Here is a 17,241-nt window from a genome sequence, read left to right on the forward strand (position 1 = left end):
AGCCGTTAATCGTTGGCGGCGGTTCGATCGATGCGGATCACGAACAGCACCGTGCTGCCGGCGGGTTCGAGGCGCAGTGTTGGCGCGCCCTGATCGAGCAGCAGCGCATCCAGCGGGCCGAGGCGGTCCGGCCTGTCGCCGGTCACGGCGACCTGACCGCCGAGAGGCAAGACAAGGGTCGTTCCGGCACCCGCCTCGATGTCCAGCGGCGCCGAAAGCACCAGGCGTTCGACCCGGTGGGTCGTCCGGCCGCTACGGGTCATGACATTGAGGTCGGTGATCGGGCCGTCGATCAGATCGGCGCTGGTCGGCACATCGGCCGGGAAGGAAAACGGCGGCGCCGCGCCGGTCAGCCGTGCCGGAGGCCGGCCGGCGATATCGAGCACGATCCCCTCACCTTCCAGCACCGTCAGCGTGCGGTCGACGCCGGCGAAGCTGGAGAACGGCCCGCTGCTCTCGACGCGGGCCATCGAGACGCGCCAGTCGAAATCGTCGAGCCCTGCGCCCTCGGGAGAGACCGCGATTTCGGTCGTCGTGCCGCCGCCGTTCTTCCACGGCATGACGCGGTAGCCAGCAACACGAAGGATGCGCATAGCTTAGCCCAGAATGCCCGGCAGGTTGAGCTGATGCTCCTTGGCGCATTCGATGGCGATTTCGTAGCCGGCGTCGGCATGGCGCATGACGCCGGTCGCCGGATCGTTCCACAGCACCCGCTCCAGTCGCTTTGCCGCTTCCGGCGTGCCGTCGGCGACGATGACCATGCCGGCATGCTGGGAAAAGCCCATGCCGACGCCGCCGCCATGGTGCAGCGACACCCAGGTGGCGCCGGACGCGGTGTTGAGCAGTGCGTTGAGCAGCGGCCAGTCTGAGACGGCATCGGAGCCGTCCTTCATCGCTTCGGTCTCGCGGTTCGGCGAGGCGACGGAACCGGAATCGAGGTGGTCGCGGCCGATGACGACCGGGGCCTTGAGTTCGCCCCTGGCAACCATCTCGTTGAAGGCGAGGCCCAGCCGATGACGGTCGCCGAGGCCGACCCAGCAGATGCGCGCCGGCAGACCCTGGAACGAAATACGCTCGCGCGCCATATCGAGCCAATTGTGCAGGTGCGTGTTGCCCGGGGTCAATTCGCGCACCTTGGCGTCGGTCTTGTAGATGTCTTCGGGATCGCCCGAGAGCGCTGCCCAGCGGAACGGGCCGATGCCGCGGCAGAAGAGCGGGCGGATATAGGCCGGGACAAAGCCAGGGAAGGCAAAAGCGTTCTCGAAGCCTTCTTCCAGGGCGACCTGGCGGATGTTGTTGCCGTAATCCAGCGTCGGCACGCCGGCGTTCCAGAACGCCACCATGGCCTCGACATGCTCGCGCATCGAGGCGCGGGCGGCTTTTTCGACCGCCTTGGGGTCAGACGTGCGCTTGTCGCGCCATTCAGCCAGTGACCAGCCCTTCGGCAGATAGCCGTTCAGCGGGTCGTGCGCCGAGGTCTGGTCAGTGACGATGTCGGGACGCACACCGCGCCGCACCAGCTCCGGCACGATTTCGGCGGTGTTGCCGACCAGGCCGACCGATTTCGCTTCGCCGGCCCTGGTCCAGCGCCCGATCTTCTCAAGCGCTTCGTCGAGTGTGTCGGCGCGCTCGTCGACATAACGGGTGCGCAGCCGGAAATCGATGCGGTCGGGATTGCATTCAATAGCCAGGCAGCAGGCGCCGGCCATGACGGCGGCCAGCGGCTGGGCGCCGCCCATGCCGCCGAGGCCGCCGGTCAGGATCCATTTTCCCCGAAGATTGCCATCATAGTGCTGGCGGCCGGCCTCGACAAAGGTCTCGTAGGTGCCCTGCACGATGCCTTGCGTGCCGATATAGATCCACGAGCCGGCCGTCATCTGGCCGTACATCATCAGGCCCTTCTTATCGAGCTCGTTGAATTTTTCCCACGTCGCCCAGTGCGGCACCAGGTTGGAGTTGGCGATCAGCACCCGCGGCGCATTGGAATGGGTTTTGAAGACGCCGACCGGCTTGCCGGACTGCACCAGCAGCGTCTCGTCCTCGCCAAGCGTCTTCAACGAAGCGACAATGCGGTCGAAATCGTTCCAGGTGCGCGCGGCGCGGCCAATGCCGCCATAAACGACCAGCTCGTTGGGGTTTTCGGCAACATCGGGATCGAGATTGTTCATCAGCATGCGCAGCGGCGCTTCGGTCGTCCAAAACCGCGTATTGAGCTTGTCGCCGCGTGGGGCACGCACTTCGCGGATGTTGTGGCGAGGATCGGTCATCGTTGTCCCTTTCGAATGAGGTGCGGCGGGTGCGTCAGCGCCCGGCCCAGTCGATCGCGGTTTCGAGGATGGTTTTCAGCGTGGCGCGGATCGGCGCGGCGTAGGTTGCGTCGTAAGGCACGGGCCAGTTCTCCGGCGCGCCCTTCCCTTCCGGCTCGCGCATATAGCCGCGGTTGGAGAGTTCCATCTGCAGCGCATGGACGCCGTTTTGCGGCTGGCCGAAATGCCGAGTGATCCAGCCGCCCTTGAAGCGGCCGTTGACGACCCAGGTCTCGCCGGTCGCGGCCAGGATTCCAGCGATCTTTTCCTGCAGCGCGGCATCGGCGCTCTTGCCGTCATTGGTGCCGAGATTGAAAACCGGCAGCGTGCCTTCGAACAGGCGCGGCAGCACTGAGCGGATCGAATGGCAGTCATAAAGCACGATCTTCTCATGCATGCCGCGCAGCCGGTCGATCTCGGCCTGCAAAGCGGCATGATAAGGCACGAAATGCGTTTCACGGCGTTGGTCGATCTCGGCCGGGGTCGGCTCGTCGCCCGTGCGGTAGAGCGGATCGCCGTCAAAAGTCTCGGTCGGGCAGAGACCGGTCGTCGCCTGGCCCGGATAGAGCGAAACGCCGGAAGGATCGCGGTTGACGTCGATGACGGTGCGCGAGATGGCAGTGTGGACGACCGTCGCGCCAAGATCGGTAACAAAATCATAGAGCTTGTCGATCCACCAGTCGCAGTCACGCCGGCCGAGCCAGGGCGAGACAAGCCGGGATTCAAGGCCGGCAAGATCGATGCCGGTATGCGGGATCGAAACCAGCAGCGGCGCCGTGCCTTGGGTGACGGTGAGCCAGGCGGGATTGGTCATGAGAGGTCTCCCGGCGTCGGAGCTCTACGGCGCCCCCCTCTGTCCTGCCGGACATCTCCCCCACAAGGGGGGAGATCAGCCGTCACAGCGGTTTTCGCCAATCTCGAACGTTGCAGAAATAAGCGCGGCGCCGGCACTGCTGATCTCCCCCCTTGTGGGGGAGATGTCCGGCAGGACAGAGGGGGGCGCGAAGGATCGCGACCTGTCAATACAATCAACTTCACGACGCAATTCCCGGCAACACCACCGCGTTCGCCGCCTTTACCGCGGCGCCGCTGCGCACCATAGCGATCGCCTTTTCCATGTCGGGATGGAAATGGCGGTCGTTGTCGAGATGCGGCACCTCGGCGCGAACCAGCTTGCGCACCGCCTCCAGTGCTTCGCTCGAAGCGAGCGGGGCGTGGAAATCGCAGCCCTGAGCTGCCGCCAGCAACTCGATGCCGATCACCGCCGTTGCATTTTCCACCATGCCGAGCAGCCGGCGGGCGCCATGCGCGGCCATCGAGACATGGTCTTCCTGGTTGGCCGAGGTCGGGATCGAATCGACGCTTGCCGGATAGGCCCTCTGCTTGTTTTCCGAAACGAGTGCCGCCGCCGTCACCTGCGGAATCATGAAGCCTGAATTCAAACCGGGCTTCGGCGTCAGAAAAGCCGGCATGCCGGACAGCGCCGGGTCGACCAGCATGGCGATGCGCCGCTCCGACAGCGAGCCGATCTCGCAGACGGCAAGCGCGATCATGTCGGCGGCGAAGGCCACCGGCTCGGCATGGAAATTGCCGCCGGAAAGCGCAGTATCGTCCTCGACGAAGATCAGCGGATTGTCGGTGACGCCGTTTGCCTCGGTCTGAAGCGTATCGGCCGCCTTGCGAAGAACGTCGAGCGCGGCGCCCATGACCTGCGGCTGGCAGCGCAGGCAGTACGGATCCTGCACGCGCTCGTCGCCGACACGGTGCGATTCACGAATGGCGCTGCCGGCCATCAGGCTGCGCAGCGCGTCCGCGGTCTCGATCTGGCCGTGATGCTTTCTGAGCAGATGGATGCGCGGATCGAAAGGCGCGTCCGAGCCCTTAGCGGCGTCAGTTGAAAGCGCGCCGGCAACCAGCGCCGACTGGTAAAGCACCTCGGCCTCGAACAGGCCAGCCAGCGCGAAAGCCGTCGAGAACTGGGTGCCGTTGAGCAGCGCCAGGCCTTCCTTGGCGCCGAGCGTCACCGGCTCCAGCCCGTGCGAGACAAAGGCGACCTTGGCCGGGAAGCGGCCATGCGGGGTAAAACATTCGCCGACGCCGATCATGACGGCGGTCATGTGCGACAGCGGCGCGAGGTCGCCCGATGCGCCGACCGAACCTTGCGCCGGCACCACCGGGATAACGTCGTTGGCAAGCATCCCTTCGAGCAGGTCGATAGTCCCGGCGCGAACACCGGAGGCGCCCTGGGCAAGGCTGGCGAGCTTCAGCGCCATCATCAGCCGCACCACCGCGGCCGGCATCGGCTCGCCGACGCCGGCGGCATGCGAGAGCACGATGTTGCGCTGGAGCGTTTCGAGATCGGCGGCCGGGATGCGGACGCTGGCAAGCTTCCCGAAGCCGGTGTTGATGCCATAGACCGGCTCGCCTTTGGCGACAATGCGGGCAACCGCATCGGCGCTGGCCTTGATCTTCAGGCGGCAGGCGCCGTCAAGCTTCGGCACCGCGCCGCGATAGATGGAGCGCCAGTCGGCCAGCGTCGCATTGCCGGGCTTCAAGATGAGTTCGGTCATTGTCCTCTCCAGATGCGGGCATGGAGCGGGTTGAAGCCCATGCGGTAGACGAGTTCGGCCGGCCGCTCGATGTCCCAGATGGCGAGGTCGGCCGATTTGCCGGCTTCCAGCGTGCCGGTCTTGTAGAGCAGTCCCAATGCACGTGCGGCCTCACGGGTGAGGCCGGCCAGGCATTCGTCGACCGTCATGCCGAACAGCGTCGCGGCCATGTTCATGGTCAGCAGCAGCGAAGTGAGCGGCGAGGTGCCGGGATTGCTGTCGGTGGCGACAGCCATCTTCACGCCGTGCCGGCGGAACAGCTCGACCGGCGGCTTTTTGGTCTCGCGAATGAAATAATAAGCGCCGGGCAGGATTGTCGCCACGGTGCCGACCTTGGCCATCGCCTCGGCGCCTTTCTCGTCGGTGTATTCGAGATGATCGGCCGACAGCGCTGCATAGCGCGCGGCAAGCTCGGCGCCATGCAGGTTCGACAACTGGTCGGCGTGAAGCTTCACCGGCAGGCCGAGCGCCCTGGCCTTATCGAAGACGCGCGCCATCTGCTCCGGCGAGAAGGCAATGCCCTCGCAAAATCCGTCGACGGCGTCGGCAAGCTTTTCGGCAGCGACCCCCGGCAGGATCGTACCGGCAACGAGGTCGATGAAAGCATCCTTGTCACCCTTGGCCTCCGGCGGTAGCGCGTGGGCGGCGAGGCACGTCGTACGGATCGTCACCGGACGCCCATCGGCCAGTCGGCGGGCGGCGCGCAGCGATTTCTTTTCGTTGTCGAGGTCGAGGCCGTAGCCCGATTTGACCTCGACCGTGGTGACGCCTTCGGCCATCAGCGCGTCGAGACGCGGCAGCGTCTGGGCGATCAATTCGTCTTCGCTCGCGGCGCGGAGCGCTTTGACCGAGGACACGATGCCGCCGCCTGCGCGCGCCACTTCTTCATAGGTGGCGCCGGCCAGCCGCATCTCGAATTCATTGGCGCGGTTGCCGGCATAGACGAGATGCGTGTGGCAGTCGATCAGGCCAGGCGTGATCCAGCGCCCCCAGCAATCGGTGATCTCCGCGCCTTGCCCGACGGAGGCCGGCATGTCGGCCTCGGCGCCGGCGTAGACGATAAGCCCGTCGCGTGCCGCGACAGCGCCCTTTTCGACGATGCCCAATCCGGCCGCGCCGTCGGCCATCGTCGCCAGGCGCGCATTGCGCCAGAGACGAAGACCGCTCTTCCCGTTTGCTCCACCCATCATCTTTTCCATTTGAAAGGATGAGGATTATGTATATACATATTGGAATGCGACGCAAGTGGCATCGTCGCTCGCACACTCAAATTCGGAGACGAACGTGACGGCGATCTTTGCGGAACAGGCGCTGCTGCCCGATGGATGGCAAGGCAAGGTGCGGATCGTGTTCGATGGTGGTCGCATACGCACGATCGAGGCGGGCGCCGATCCTCAGGCTGGCGACGAGCGCCTTGCGATTGTCCTGCCCGGCATGCCCAATCTGCACAGTCACGCCTTCCAGCGCGGCATGGCCGGCCTTGCCGAATTGCGCGGGCCTTCGGCCGACAGTTTCTGGAGCTGGCGCGAGGTGATGTACCGCTTCGCGCTGTCGATGACGCCGGACCAGGTCGAGGCGGTCGCAGCGCAGCTCTATGTCGAGATGCTGGAGGCCGGGTTTTCGCGGGTTGGCGAGTTTCATTATCTTCACCATGACCGCGACGGAAAGCCTTACGCCAACATCGCCGAAATGGCTGAGCGGATCGCCGCGGCGGCGGCCGGGACCGGCATTGGCCTGACGTTGCTGCCGGTTTTTTACGCCCATTCGTCCTTCGGCGGTGCCGCACCCAATGAAGGCCAGCGGCGATTCATCAATGATGTCGGGCGCTTCGGGCGGCTGCTTGAGAAGAGCCGCGAAAGCGTATCCGGGCTGGAGCAGGCCGTCGTCGGCGTTGCGCCGCACAGCCTGCGCGCCGCTACACCGGACGAGCTCAATGCCGTCGCCGCGATGGCGCCGGATGGTCCGATCCACATCCATGTCGCCGAGCAGGTAAAGGAAGTCGAGGATTGCGTTGCCTGGTCGGGCAAGCGACCGGTGGAGTTCCTGCTTAGCCAGGCGTCGGTGGACAAGCGCTGGTGCCTGATCCACGCCACGCATATGACCGAGGCCGAGACGCTTCGCATGGCCAAGAGCGGCGCAGTCGCCGGGCTCTGCCCGATCACCGAGGCCAATCTCGGCGACGGCACTTTCGCAGCCCCGCTTTTCATCGAGCATGGCGGCCGCTTCGGGGTCGGTTCCGATTCCAACGTGCTGATCGGCCTGCCGGATGAGCTAAGACAGCTCGAATATTCGCAGCGCCTGGCGCACCGCGCCCGCAATGTGCTGGCGCGCGCCGGCGGTTCGACCGGCCGCGCGCTGTTCGATGCCGCACTCGACGGCGGCAGCCAGGCGCTCGGCGCCGGGCCGTCACGGATCGCCGCCGGCGGTCCGGCCGATTTCGTGTCGCTCGACCACAACCATCCATCGCTTGCCGGCAAGGCTGGCGACGCCATCCTCGATGCCTGGATCTTCGCCAATGGCAGCACCGTCGATTGCGTGTGGGTGCACGGGAGAAAGCAGGTCAGCGCCGGCAGGCATGCCAGGCGTGAGGCGGTCGCCGAGCGGTTCCGCAAGGCGATGTCGGCGCTTTCCGAAAGCTGATGTCGATGAGCTTGGTCGAAACGGCGGAGATCGAATACGGCGAGACCGTCTCGCTGCATCAGCGCATCCTGTCCGACATCCGCGAAAAGATCCTGTCGGGTGCCTGGGCGCCGGGCCATCGCATCCCGTTCGAGCACGAGCTGACGGCTCAGTACGATTGCTCGCGCATGACGGTGAACAAAGCGCTGTCTCAGTTGGCCAAGGCCGGGCTGATCGAGCGCCGTCGGCGTTCCGGCAGCTTTGTCCGCCAGCCGCAGTCGCAAGCGGCGGTGCTGGAAATCCATGACATCAGGATCGAAGTCGAGGCGCTCGGCCTGCCCTATCGCTACGGGCGGCTGTCAAGGCTGAAACGGCGCAGCAGCGCCGAGGACCGGACGAGACTGGGGCTTGCCGCCACGGGACCGGTGCTGTCGCTCGAATGCCTGCATTTTGCCGGCGAGCGGCCGTTCGCGCTCGAGCAGCGTCTGATCAATCTTTCAGCCGTGGCCGAGGCCGGCGAGGAAGAGTTTTTGGACATCGCGCCCGGCCCGTGGCTGATCGGTCGGGTGCCGTGGAGCGAGGCCGAGCACCGCATCCGCGCCGTTGCGGCCGATGATCCTGTCGCCGATGCGCTTGATATCGATCCCGGGGCGCCCTGCCTGGTGGTCGAGCGGCGGACCTGGAGCGCCGAGCATCCGGTGACGCATGTGCGGTTTGTCTATCCGGCGGAAAGCCATACGCTGGTGGCAAGGTTCACGCCGTCACGGGGATGAGTGATCTCCCGCCTCGAGGGGGGAGATGTCGCCGAAGGCGACAGAGGGGGCCGCCTCGGGTGGAGCGCCAACCTCATCTGCCGCAGGACGCCGAGCCCAGTCGGACCGACCCCCTCTGACCGCTTCGCGGCCATCTCCCCCTCAAAGGCAGGGCTGTCCGGGGAAAGTTATTCATAATCGAAGCCCAACTGGTTTGGGGATGTTCGATCCCTTCGGCGGCTCGAATTGATCGGAGGCGGCTTGTTGATGGCCTCGATTCTTCGGCGCTCGAGCAGGCATTGGCTAACCAGATCGGTGAAGCGCAGGATGGGCATGGCGATGCGGTAGGTCCGGGCGGCGATGCGCAGCAGCGCATAGGCGATCATGGCGGCGAAGAGCTGCAGGCGGATGGCGTTGTCGTTGTTGCCGAGGAACCTGCGTATCTTGAGATGCTGTTTGATCCAACGGAACAAGAGTTCGATCTGCCAGCGGCCCTTATAGAGCGCGGCAATCTCAACGGCCGGGCGCTTGAGATCGTTGGTCAGCAGCGTGATGGTGTCGCCGTCCTGGCGCTTGACGATCAGGCGGCGCAATTTGATCGGCAGCTTGCAGTGGGTTTTGCCGGCAAGGCTCACCTCAGCGTCGTCGAGAACGGTGAAGCCGTCGCCCCGCGCGACCTTGACGGGACGTTCGGAGAGCACCTCGAGCCCCATGTTGGATTTGGGTCGGGTGACGAAGAAAGCTTGGGCTGCGGCGATCTGCGTCCACCAGCCGTAATGGCAATAACCCTTGTCGAACACATAGGTCGCGCCCTTCTCGATGGCGATCGTGCGGCCGACCTGGGCATCGTTGACGTTGGCATCGGTGATGTCGAGGATGCGCGGGCAATCGGCGTTGGGATCATAGACGACGTGCATCTTCATGCCGCGGATGCGACCGTTCGACTTGGCCCAGCCGCACAACTTGCCGAGCGGGATCGGTGTGGAATCGATCAGCCGCAGCATAGCGGTGCCCTCACGGCGTGTCTGCCGGTCGAGTTGGTTGGCGAGCAGGCCGAAGATCTCGGCAAAGACGGCGACGGGGCGCCTGCGGCCGGCATCCGACAAGGTCGAGCGCCGCAACACGTCACTGCCCAGATGGTAATGATGCTGGCCGTTGGCGTTCCAGCCGGCTTCCAGGCTGCGAAGGCTCGCACTACCGCTGAGCTGGGCATAGATCAGCACCATGAGATGGTCCCAACTTCTGAACGACTTGTCGTAGGCGTCCCCGCCATGGCTATCCACAATCGTCTGGAAGCGGCGGCGATTGATCGGTTCAACCAGCTTGCCAAGAATGCTAGGCGTAAAGCGCATGCCCCGTCCCCTTTCTGAGTCTCGACAACCAGAAGGTAGACGGAAAATCCCCGTCTTACGGGGCATGCGCCTGCGGCATTTCGATTCACCAAACACTTTCCCCGGACAGCCCTGCCTCAAAGGGGGAGATAATGCTCGCCTCAGATCGCCGCCGTGATGATAATCTCGACCAGATATTCCGGGGCGGCGAGTTTGGCTTCGCCGGTGGCGCGGGCGGGCGTGTGGCCCTTCGGCACCCATTTGTCCCACTCCGAATTCATCTCGGCGAAGGTGCCCATGTCGGCCAGCCAGATGATCGCCTGCACGATCTTGGTCTTGTCGGTGCCGGCCTGGGCCAGCAATTCGTCGACGGTCTTGAGGATGTCGCGGGTCTGCGAGGCGACGTTGCCGCCGGGCTCGCCGACTTGGCCGGCCAGATAGACGGTGTTGCCGTGGATAACGATCTGGCTCATGCGCGGGCCAACATCGATGCGCCGAATGCTCATTTGAGAAGTTCCTTCGTTTTGAGGGTCGCGCCTGTTTAGAGTCCGAGCCGGCCCCGGGCAAGCCGGCCAAGGCGAAACCGATTGAGCCAATTGTCCGGTTTTCACCTCTGCTCATACACGCCGAGTTGACCGCTCGCGTCACAAATCCGCCCGACGGTCATGTTGACTAATGTAATAACATCACATATCGACAGACCTCTTGGTCTCGCGGACCGCCCGGGAACGTCTGATGACAATTGCCTGCCTGACCTTCCGTGACCTGACGCTCGGCTACAACAGCCATCCCGCCATTCATCACCTCAACGGCACCGTTCGCAAAGGCTCGCTGACCGCCGTCGTCGGCGCCAATGGCTCCGGCAAATCGACGCTGATGAAGGGTATTGTCGGCGTTTTGAAGCCGATGGAAGGCGTGGTGATCCGCGCACCCGGCGTGCGCACCGCCTACCTGCCGCAACAGTCGGAACTCGACCGCACATTTCCTGCTCGTGTCGTCGATCTGGTCTCGCTCGGGCTGTGGCCGAAGCGCGGCATGCTCGGTCGCTACACAAAGGAAGATCGCCGATCCGTCAGCAAGGCGCTGATGGCGGTCGGCCTCGGCGGTTTCGAGACGCGGCCGATCGACACGCTGTCCGGCGGGCAGCTGCAGCGCACGCTGTTTGCCCGCGTGCTTTTGCAGGACGCCGACCTCATCCTGCTGGACGAGCCGTTCAATGCGGTGGACGCGAAAACGGTCGGCGACCTCGTCCAGCTTATAAAACGCTGGCACGGCGAGGAGCGCACCATCATGGTCGTCGTCCACGACCTCGAACTGGTGCGGCAGAATTTTCCCGAAACCTTGCTGCTTGCCCGCCAGCCGGTTGCGTGGGGCGATACCAGGGAGACGTTGCGGCCGGAGAACCTTCTCCGTGCTCGCCGCTTCCACGAGGCCTGGGAAGAGAACGCGCCGTGGTGCGAGCCCGACGAGCACGACCATAGTCACGACGTGCATCACGATCACGACCATCACCACGGCTCTGGACCGAGGGCGGCGTGATGGATTTCCTCTACGGCCTCTTCATTGCCCCCTTCGCCGATTTCGCCTTCATGCAGCGGGCGCTGTTCGGCTCGCTGATGCTGTCGCTCGGTGCCTGCCCGGTCGGCGTCTTCCTGATGCTGCGGCGCATGAGCCTGTCGGGTGACGCGATGGCGCATGCGATCCTGCCGGGTGCCGCCGCCGGCTTCCTGCTCTACGGCCTCGAAATCCTGCCAATGACCATCGGCGGGCTGATCGCCGGCATTATCGTCGCGCTCGGCGCAGGCGCGGTGTCGCGCTTCACCATCCAGCGCGAGGACGCCTCGATGGCGGCCTTCTATCTGATCTCGCTGGCGGTGGGCGTGCTGATGGTGTCGATCCGCGGCTCCAGCGTCGACCTCATGCATGTGCTGTTCGGCACGGTGCTGGCGCTTAACAACGAGGCGCTCATCCTGATCGGCGGCATCGTCGTGGTGACGCTCGCCAGCCTTGCCATATTCTGGCGGGCTTTGGTTGCCGAATGCCTCGACCCGCTGTTTCTGCGCTCGGTCAGCCGCATGGGAAGCCCGGTGCATTTCATCTTCCTCGGCCTCGTCGTGCTCAACCTCGTCGGTGGCTTCCAGGCGCTGGGTACGCTTTTATCCGTCGGGCTGATGATGCTGCCGGCCGCCGCCGCCCGCTTCTGGACGGCCCGCGTCGAGCCGATGTGCGTGCTGGCCGTGCTGATCGGTTTTGCTTCCTGCATTGCCGGGCTGCTGCTTTCCTATCACGCGTCGTTGCCCTCGGGTCCGGCCATCATCCTGTCGGCCGGCGTCGTTTATTTCTGCTCGATCCTGTTCGGCACGCGCGGCGCGCTGCGCGCCCGCATCGTGCACCACCGCCACCGAACCGCCTGATCCCAACCAAGGAGACTTCGCAATGCTGAAATCCTTCCGCGCTGCCCTGGCTGTGAGCGTTATAACATTAAGCGCTTTTGCCTCGACCTCGGCCTTTGCGGCGCCGCTCAAGGTGGTCGCCAGCTTCACGGTCATTGCCGATTTCGCGAAAAATGTCGGCGGCGACCGCGTCAACATCACCACCATAGTCGGGCCCGACGGCGACGCGCATGTCTATGAACCGAGCCCAGCCGATGCGGTGGCGATGGCCGGCGCCGACCTGGTGCTGGTCAACGGCCTGCATTTCGAAGGCTTTTTGCAGCGCCTCATCGAGGCCAGCGCCACCAAGGCCTCAATCGTCACCTTGACCAGGGGCGTGACGCCGATCGACTTCAAGCCGGAATTCGCCGATGCCGACGCGGCCGAAGGCGCCGGCACCGGCGGCGGCAAGACCGTCACCGACCCGCATGCCTTCCAGTCGATCGCCAACGCCAGGATCTATGTGAAGAATATCGCCGAGGCATTCTGCGCGGCCGATGCCGCGGGCTGCGATAGCTACAAGGCCAACGCCGCTGCTTATTCGCAGAAGCTCGACACACTCGAAGGCGAGGTGAAGGCGGCGATCCAGTCGATCCCGCCGGAGAAGCGCGTCGTCATCACCTCGCACGACGCCTTCGGCTATTTCGAGCACGAATACGGGCTGACGTTCCTCGCGCCGCAGGGTGTCTCAACGGACGCCGAGCCGTCGGCCGCCGACGTCGCCAAGCTGGTCGAGCAGGTCAAGCATGACAAGGCGGCGGCGATCTTCGTCGAAAACATCACCAATCCCCGGCTGATCGAGCAGATCGCCAGCGAGACCGGCATCAAGGTCGGCGGCACGCTTTATTCGGATGCGCTGTCGCAGCCCGACGGCCCGGCTTCGACCTATATCGATATGATGCACAACAACATCACGCAGATAAAGGGCGCCATCCTCGGCAGCTGAGCCGGCATGCATCCAACCGGGCGTGGATTGGCCCGGTTGGATTTTCCGGTCCGGCATCGCTATTTGGCAGGGAATTGCGGCGGCATGGATTGCCGCCCATGCCCTGGAGTGGCAAGACTGCCCCAGATAGATTGCGAGGTCAGCACCATGGAATACCGCCAGATCAGCGAGGACTATTCGGTCTCCGGGCAGATCCACCCGGACGACATCTCCGCCATCAAGGACGCCGGCTTCAGAAGCGTGATCTGCAACCGGCCGGACGATGAGCAGCCCGGCCAGCCTTCGGCAGAAAGCGTCAAGTCGGCAGCGGAAGCGGCCGGCCTCGCCTTCCGTTATATTCCGGTGATCAGCGGCCAGATCACCATGGACAATGTCGAGGACCAGGCGGAAGCGCTTGACCAACTCGAGGGGCCGGTGTTCGCCTATTGCCGCTCAGGCGCGCGCTGCACCAATCTCTACGGGCTGATCCAGCAGCAGCGGGGCTGAGCTCTCCAGCATTAAGGTGTGTTGAGATTCAGGTCAGGCCGAGCCGAAAATGGTGGTTTCCGAGAACCGGAGCGGAGCGTACTTAAGTACGTGAGCACCGGAAGCGCAGGAAGCCGCCATTTGCAGGCCGGCATCACCTGAATATCGGCGCACCTTAAATCGGCAGCGCGCCGGTTTCCTTGAGCGTTTCCAGCACGATCGCCGTCTTCACATGCTGCACGGATTCATGCGGCAGCAGCACGCCGTTGACGAACTCCGATAGCGATTTGAGATCGGGCGTCACCACTTTCAGGATGTAATCCATCTCCCCGGTCAGTGCATGCGCCTCCTGCACCTCGGGCAGCCGCGCCACCAGCTCGCCGAAGCGGCGGGCATTGTCGCGGTTGTGGGTGGCCAATGTGACCGAGATGACGTTGACCAGCGAAAAGCCTAGCCGATCGCGGTCGAGCACGGCGCGATAGCCCTTGATGTAGCCATCCTCCTCCAGTCTCAAGCGGCGGCGCGAGCATTGCGATGGCGACAGGTTCACCCGCTCCGACAGGTCGTTGTTGGTAAACCGCGCATCGTCCTGCAGCAGCGCCAATATCTTGCGGTCAAATTGATCAAGGCGCGCGTCATCCATGAATTTTGCTCAAATCGTGCGTATTTTGCGCACGAGAAGAGCACTTCAAGCGTTTGAATGCAAGCACCGTGCGGCGTTGCCGCGTTATGATGAGTGAAGATGGCCTGGAATGGCCGCAACAGCTTTCGGAGAACTGCCATGGGCCCCTTCCCGCACGACGCACCGCCCGCCAAGATCAGCAAGAAAAACCCCGCCGGCACCGACGGCTTCGAATTCGTCGAGTTTGCGCATTCCGAGCCTGAAAAACTCGCCGAGCTTTTCACTCGGATGGGCTATGTCGTGGTGGCCAGGCACCGCTCGAAGAACATCACCGTCTGGCGCCAGGGCGACATCAACTATGTCGTCAATGCCGAGCCCGGCTCGCATGCGATGAAATTTGTCGAAAAGCATGGCCCGTGCGCCGCCTCGATGGCGTGGCGTGTGGTGGACGCGAAACACGCCTTCGACCACGCCGTGTCGAAAGGCGCCACGCCTTATGCAGGCACCGACAAGGCGCTCGACGTGCCGGCCATCGTCGGCATCGGCGGCTCGCTGCTCTATTTCATCGAGGCCTATGGCGAAAAGGGTTCGGCCTATGATGCCGAGTTCGAGTGGCTGGGCGAACGCGACCCAAAGCCCGAAGGCGTCGGTTTCTATTATCTCGACCACCTCACCCATAATGTCTATCGCGGCAACATGGACAAGTGGTGGGATTTTTATCGCGACCTGTTCGGCTTCAAGCAGATCCATTACTTCGACATCGACGGCAAGATCACCGGCCTGGTCAGCCGCGCGATCACTTCGCCTTGCGGCAAGATCCGCATTCCGCTCAACGAATCCAAGGACGAGACCAGCCAGATCGCCGAGTACCTGAAGAAGTATAACGGCGAAGGCATCCAGCACATCGCGGTGGGCACCGACGCCATCTACGAGGCCACCGACAAGCTTGCCGCCAATGGGCTGAAGTTCATGCCTGGCCCGCCCGATACGTATTACGAGATGTCGCATGAGCGCGTTACCGGCCATGACGAGCCGATCGAAAGGATGAAGAAGCACGGCATCCTGATCGACGGCGAGGGCGTGGTCGACGGCGGCATGACCAAGATCCTGCTGCAGATTTTTTCGAGAACCGTGATCGGGCCGATCTTCTTCGAATTCATCCAGAGGAAGGGCGACGAAGGTTTTGGCGAGGGCAATTTCCGCGCGCTGTTCGAATCGATCGAGCAGGACCAGATCAAGCGCGGCGTGATCAAGCTGGGCGGCAAGGCGGCGTAGGTATCGAACTTACTTGTAGCTCGACCGATTATGACCTAAATTCTGGTCATAAGAGATTTGATAATGAATGTTCCGATCGCGAAAGCGAAGGCCAAGCTTTCTGAGTTGGTGAAGCGCGCCCAGGCTGGGGAAGAGATCCATCTGACCCGGCACGGTGAGGTTGTTGCGACCTTGAGCGCCCCTGCCCGGCCTGGCGGGAGCAAGGGCCTGTTTGGAGCCCTGAAGGGCCAAATTTGGATATCGGATGATTTTGATGAACTCGGTCCTGAATGGGACGAGTACATTAAGTGAGCCGCAAATATCTGGTCGACACGCATATTTTGCTTTGGGTGCTCAACGCGGATTCACGTCTGTCAGATCATCATCGCGACATCTTTCTTGCGGGCGAGGATGTGACCGTCAGTGCCATTTCCGTGGCAGAGATCGCCATCAAGAAATCGCTCGGCAAAATCGCGCTCACTGGCGATGTCGTCGAAATCTTGCGGTCGAATGGGATTCCAATACTCAGCGTGAACGAACTACACGCTGCGAGGCTTGAGCATCTGCCGCTTCATCATCGTGACCCCTTCGATCGTCCTCATTGCACAGGCTCAGATCGAAGGCCTGACGCTGGTCACGGCGGATCGCCATTTTTCAGCCTATGACGTCGCGCTGGCCTGACCTCTCCAGTCATTCGACCGGCTATTTTTGAAGACCGGCAGCCTTGCGCAGGATATCGTTGATCCGGCTCTGCCAACCTGGCCCGCCGGCGCGAAAGCGGGCGACCACGTCGCTGTCGAGACGAAGTGTCACCTGCTTCTTCGGATTGTCGAGCGCCGGCCGGCCGCGCGAGCGGCGAATGCTTTCGGCAAGATCGGGAAAAACCTCGGTGAAGGGACGGGCGTTTCGAAAATCCTCCTCGGTCCACTCGGGATTGTCGGAAACGGCGTCCCAATCTTCCTTCGTGAAGCCTCTGCCTGGCTGGAACTCCTTGTCAGGTGTCGTAACGTTCAGCTTAGGTTTTGCCATCGAACAATCTCCTTTCCGCCTGGTTGGCCGGACGCATCGAAATCATCGAAAAGCCTTCCGAGCCAAGCCGGGCAAAGACCACCGCAACAACGCCGCCAGCTACCCGACCAATCGCCATGAAGCGACCGGCCTTGGCCGCCCGAATCGTCGACGCAAGGAAGAACTCTTCATCCAACGCCGCGAAATCCAAGCCGTGTTTATCGATGTTGGCCAGCCGCTTCGGCTCATCCCAAACGATCTTCATCGGAATTTATGTACCTACAGTAACTAAGTCAATAATTTTTCGTAACTACGATAATTCATGAAGCATTCTCACTTACAGCCCCAGCCGCTCCACCTCCACTCGCCTCAGCTTCAAATCGTAGTCGAGCAGGAACTCATCCAATTGCGGTGGCGCGATCGACGTACTCGAAAGCATCGCATGCACCTGGCCGCGATGGTGGATGTCGTGCAGAAAGACGTGCGCCAGGATGTCGCCGATCCTCTCCGGGATCGTGCCGTCCTCGCGCCGGTCGGTGATGACGCGGCGGTCGAGATCGGCTTCATACAAACCGTCACAGAAGGTGATCAGCCTGCGATCGAAATCGGCCTGCGCTTCTGCCAGACTCGCGGCATTATCGAACGGCACGAAATTGTCATAGGCGGCGGCGCCGATACCGCCCTGCTCCAGGAAATCGAGATAGAGATGGTCGACCGCAAGGATGTGGTTCAGCGTTTCCCTGATCGAGGGAAAGAAACTGGTGCGCTCGGCCTCGAACTCGCCGGGCTGCAGCGCGAGCACGGCGCGGTAGAGCCGGTCGTTCGACCAGAGATTGTTGCGCGCCATGCGTCGCAGATGCTCGAGCAGGGTCATCGTTCCAGGCTCCTCGTGCCCGC

Annotated in this window: 20 protein-coding genes; 9 read left to right on the top strand and 11 right to left on the bottom strand. The window is 63.2% G+C overall.

Features of this window, described 5'->3' with window-relative positions; translation table 11 throughout:
* Positions 1-5: 5 nt before the first annotated feature.
* The 5 genes from FJ974_RS19705 to hutI all read right to left on the bottom strand — a co-directional run bounded on the left by FJ974_RS19705 (position 6) and on the right by hutI (position 6,102).
* Positions 6-593, bottom strand: coding sequence for a HutD family protein (locus tag FJ974_RS19705; RefSeq protein WP_140538918.1), 588 nt, complete (start codon positions 591-593; stop codon positions 6-8).
* Between the two features lie 3 nt (positions 594-596).
* Positions 597-2,267, bottom strand: a complete 1,671-nt coding sequence (gene hutU / locus FJ974_RS19710; protein ID WP_140538917.1) for a urocanate hydratase — start codon at positions 2,265-2,267, stop codon at positions 597-599.
* Positions 2,268-2,301: 34 nt separating this feature from the next.
* Positions 2,302-3,120, bottom strand: a complete 819-nt coding sequence (gene hutG, locus FJ974_RS19715) for an N-formylglutamate deformylase (protein WP_140538916.1) — start codon at positions 3,118-3,120, stop codon at positions 2,302-2,304.
* Between the two features lie 220 nt (positions 3,121-3,340).
* A complete protein-coding gene (hutH, locus tag FJ974_RS19720; RefSeq protein ID WP_140538915.1) occupies positions 3,341-4,876 on the bottom strand; it encodes a histidine ammonia-lyase in 1,536 nt (511 codons plus the stop codon).
* Positions 4,873-6,102, bottom strand: coding sequence for an imidazolonepropionase (gene hutI, locus FJ974_RS19725; protein WP_181177333.1), 1,230 nt, complete (start codon positions 6,100-6,102; stop codon positions 4,873-4,875). The genes hutH and hutI overlap by 4 nt, the downstream gene beginning before the upstream one ends.
* Before the next feature lie 97 nt (positions 6,103-6,199).
* Between hutI and FJ974_RS19730 the strand changes: the two genes are divergently transcribed.
* Together FJ974_RS19730 and hutC are read left to right on the top strand one after the other, a co-directional pair.
* Positions 6,200-7,555, top strand: a complete 1,356-nt coding sequence (locus FJ974_RS19730) for a formimidoylglutamate deiminase (protein WP_140538913.1) — start codon at positions 6,200-6,202, stop codon at positions 7,553-7,555.
* Positions 7,556-7,560: 5 nt separating this feature from the next.
* Complete coding sequence (hutC, locus tag FJ974_RS19735; RefSeq protein WP_140538912.1) at positions 7,561-8,307, top strand: histidine utilization repressor; 747 nt, start codon at positions 7,561-7,563, stop codon at positions 8,305-8,307.
* 167 nt (positions 8,308-8,474) lie between these two features.
* Here hutC and FJ974_RS19740 read toward each other — a convergent pair whose 3' ends face one another.
* Together FJ974_RS19740 and FJ974_RS19745 are read right to left on the bottom strand one after the other, a co-directional pair.
* The gene (locus tag FJ974_RS19740; RefSeq protein ID WP_140539332.1) at positions 8,475-9,638 is read right to left on the bottom strand and encodes an IS4 family transposase; all 1,164 of its coding nucleotides are present in this window, start codon (positions 9,636-9,638) and stop codon (positions 8,475-8,477) included.
* Between the two features lie 140 nt (positions 9,639-9,778).
* On the bottom strand, positions 9,779-10,123 hold the full coding sequence (locus FJ974_RS19745; RefSeq protein ID WP_140537860.1) for a RidA family protein: 345 nt from the start codon (positions 10,121-10,123) through the stop codon (positions 9,779-9,781).
* A 229-nt stretch (positions 10,124-10,352) separates the two neighbouring features.
* Here FJ974_RS19745 and aztA point away from each other — a divergent pair, with 229 nt between their 5' ends.
* The 4 genes from aztA (at position 10,353) to FJ974_RS19765 (ending at position 13,481) form a co-directional block, all read left to right on the top strand.
* Entirely contained in the window at positions 10,353-11,156 is an 804-nt protein-coding gene (gene aztA / locus FJ974_RS19750; protein ID WP_140537858.1) for a zinc ABC transporter ATP-binding protein AztA, read from the top strand.
* Positions 11,156-12,031 (top strand): zinc ABC transporter permease AztB, encoded by an 876-nt coding sequence (gene aztB, locus FJ974_RS19755; protein WP_140537857.1) that lies wholly within the window; start codon positions 11,156-11,158, stop codon positions 12,029-12,031. Before aztA ends, aztB begins: the two co-directional genes overlap by 1 nt.
* 22 nt (positions 12,032-12,053) lie before the next feature.
* A complete protein-coding gene (aztC, locus tag FJ974_RS19760; RefSeq protein WP_140537855.1) occupies positions 12,054-12,995 on the top strand; it encodes a zinc ABC transporter substrate-binding protein AztC in 942 nt (313 codons plus the stop codon).
* A gap of 147 nt (positions 12,996-13,142) precedes the next feature.
* Positions 13,143-13,481 (top strand): TIGR01244 family sulfur transferase, encoded by a 339-nt coding sequence (locus tag FJ974_RS19765; protein ID WP_140537854.1) that lies wholly within the window; start codon positions 13,143-13,145, stop codon positions 13,479-13,481.
* Between the two features lie 154 nt (positions 13,482-13,635).
* Here the strand turns inward: FJ974_RS19765 and FJ974_RS19770 are convergent, their stop codons facing one another.
* Positions 13,636-14,103 carry an Lrp/AsnC family transcriptional regulator gene (locus FJ974_RS19770; protein WP_140537852.1) on the bottom strand — a complete coding sequence of 156 codons (468 nt, stop codon included), beginning with the start codon at positions 14,101-14,103 and terminating at the stop codon, positions 13,636-13,638.
* 138 nt (positions 14,104-14,241) lie between these two features.
* On the opposite strand from FJ974_RS19770, the gene hppD reads away from it, so the two are divergent.
* The 3 genes from hppD to FJ974_RS19785 all read left to right on the top strand — a co-directional run bounded on the left by hppD (position 14,242) and on the right by FJ974_RS19785 (position 16,001).
* Complete coding sequence (gene hppD / locus FJ974_RS19775; protein WP_140537851.1) at positions 14,242-15,357, top strand: 4-hydroxyphenylpyruvate dioxygenase; 1,116 nt, start codon at positions 14,242-14,244, stop codon at positions 15,355-15,357.
* A gap of 63 nt (positions 15,358-15,420) precedes the next feature.
* Entirely contained in the window at positions 15,421-15,648 is a 228-nt protein-coding gene (locus tag FJ974_RS19780; RefSeq protein ID WP_140537850.1) for a type II toxin-antitoxin system Phd/YefM family antitoxin, read from the top strand.
* On the top strand, positions 15,645-16,001 hold the full coding sequence (locus tag FJ974_RS19785) for a type II toxin-antitoxin system VapC family toxin (protein ID WP_226891303.1): 357 nt from the start codon (positions 15,645-15,647) through the stop codon (positions 15,999-16,001). The genes FJ974_RS19780 and FJ974_RS19785 overlap by 4 nt, the downstream gene beginning before the upstream one ends.
* Before the next feature lie 37 nt (positions 16,002-16,038).
* Here FJ974_RS19785 and FJ974_RS19790 read toward each other — a convergent pair whose 3' ends face one another.
* The 3 genes from FJ974_RS19790 to FJ974_RS19800 form a co-directional block, all read right to left on the bottom strand.
* A complete protein-coding gene (locus FJ974_RS19790; protein ID WP_140537848.1) occupies positions 16,039-16,365 on the bottom strand; it encodes a BrnA antitoxin family protein in 327 nt (108 codons plus the stop codon).
* Entirely contained in the window at positions 16,352-16,609 is a 258-nt protein-coding gene (locus tag FJ974_RS19795) for a BrnT family toxin (RefSeq protein ID WP_140537847.1), read from the bottom strand. Before FJ974_RS19795 ends, FJ974_RS19790 begins: the two co-directional genes overlap by 14 nt.
* A gap of 72 nt (positions 16,610-16,681) precedes the next feature.
* Positions 16,682-17,218: a DinB family protein gene (locus FJ974_RS19800; RefSeq protein WP_140537845.1), complete on the bottom strand. Its 537-nt coding sequence runs from the start codon at positions 17,216-17,218 to the stop codon at positions 16,682-16,684.
* Between the last annotated feature and the right edge of the window lie 23 nt (positions 17,219-17,241).

It is taken from the genome of Mesorhizobium sp. B1-1-8 (assembly GCF_006442795.2).
Taxonomy (GTDB): domain Bacteria; phylum Pseudomonadota; class Alphaproteobacteria; order Rhizobiales; family Rhizobiaceae; genus Mesorhizobium.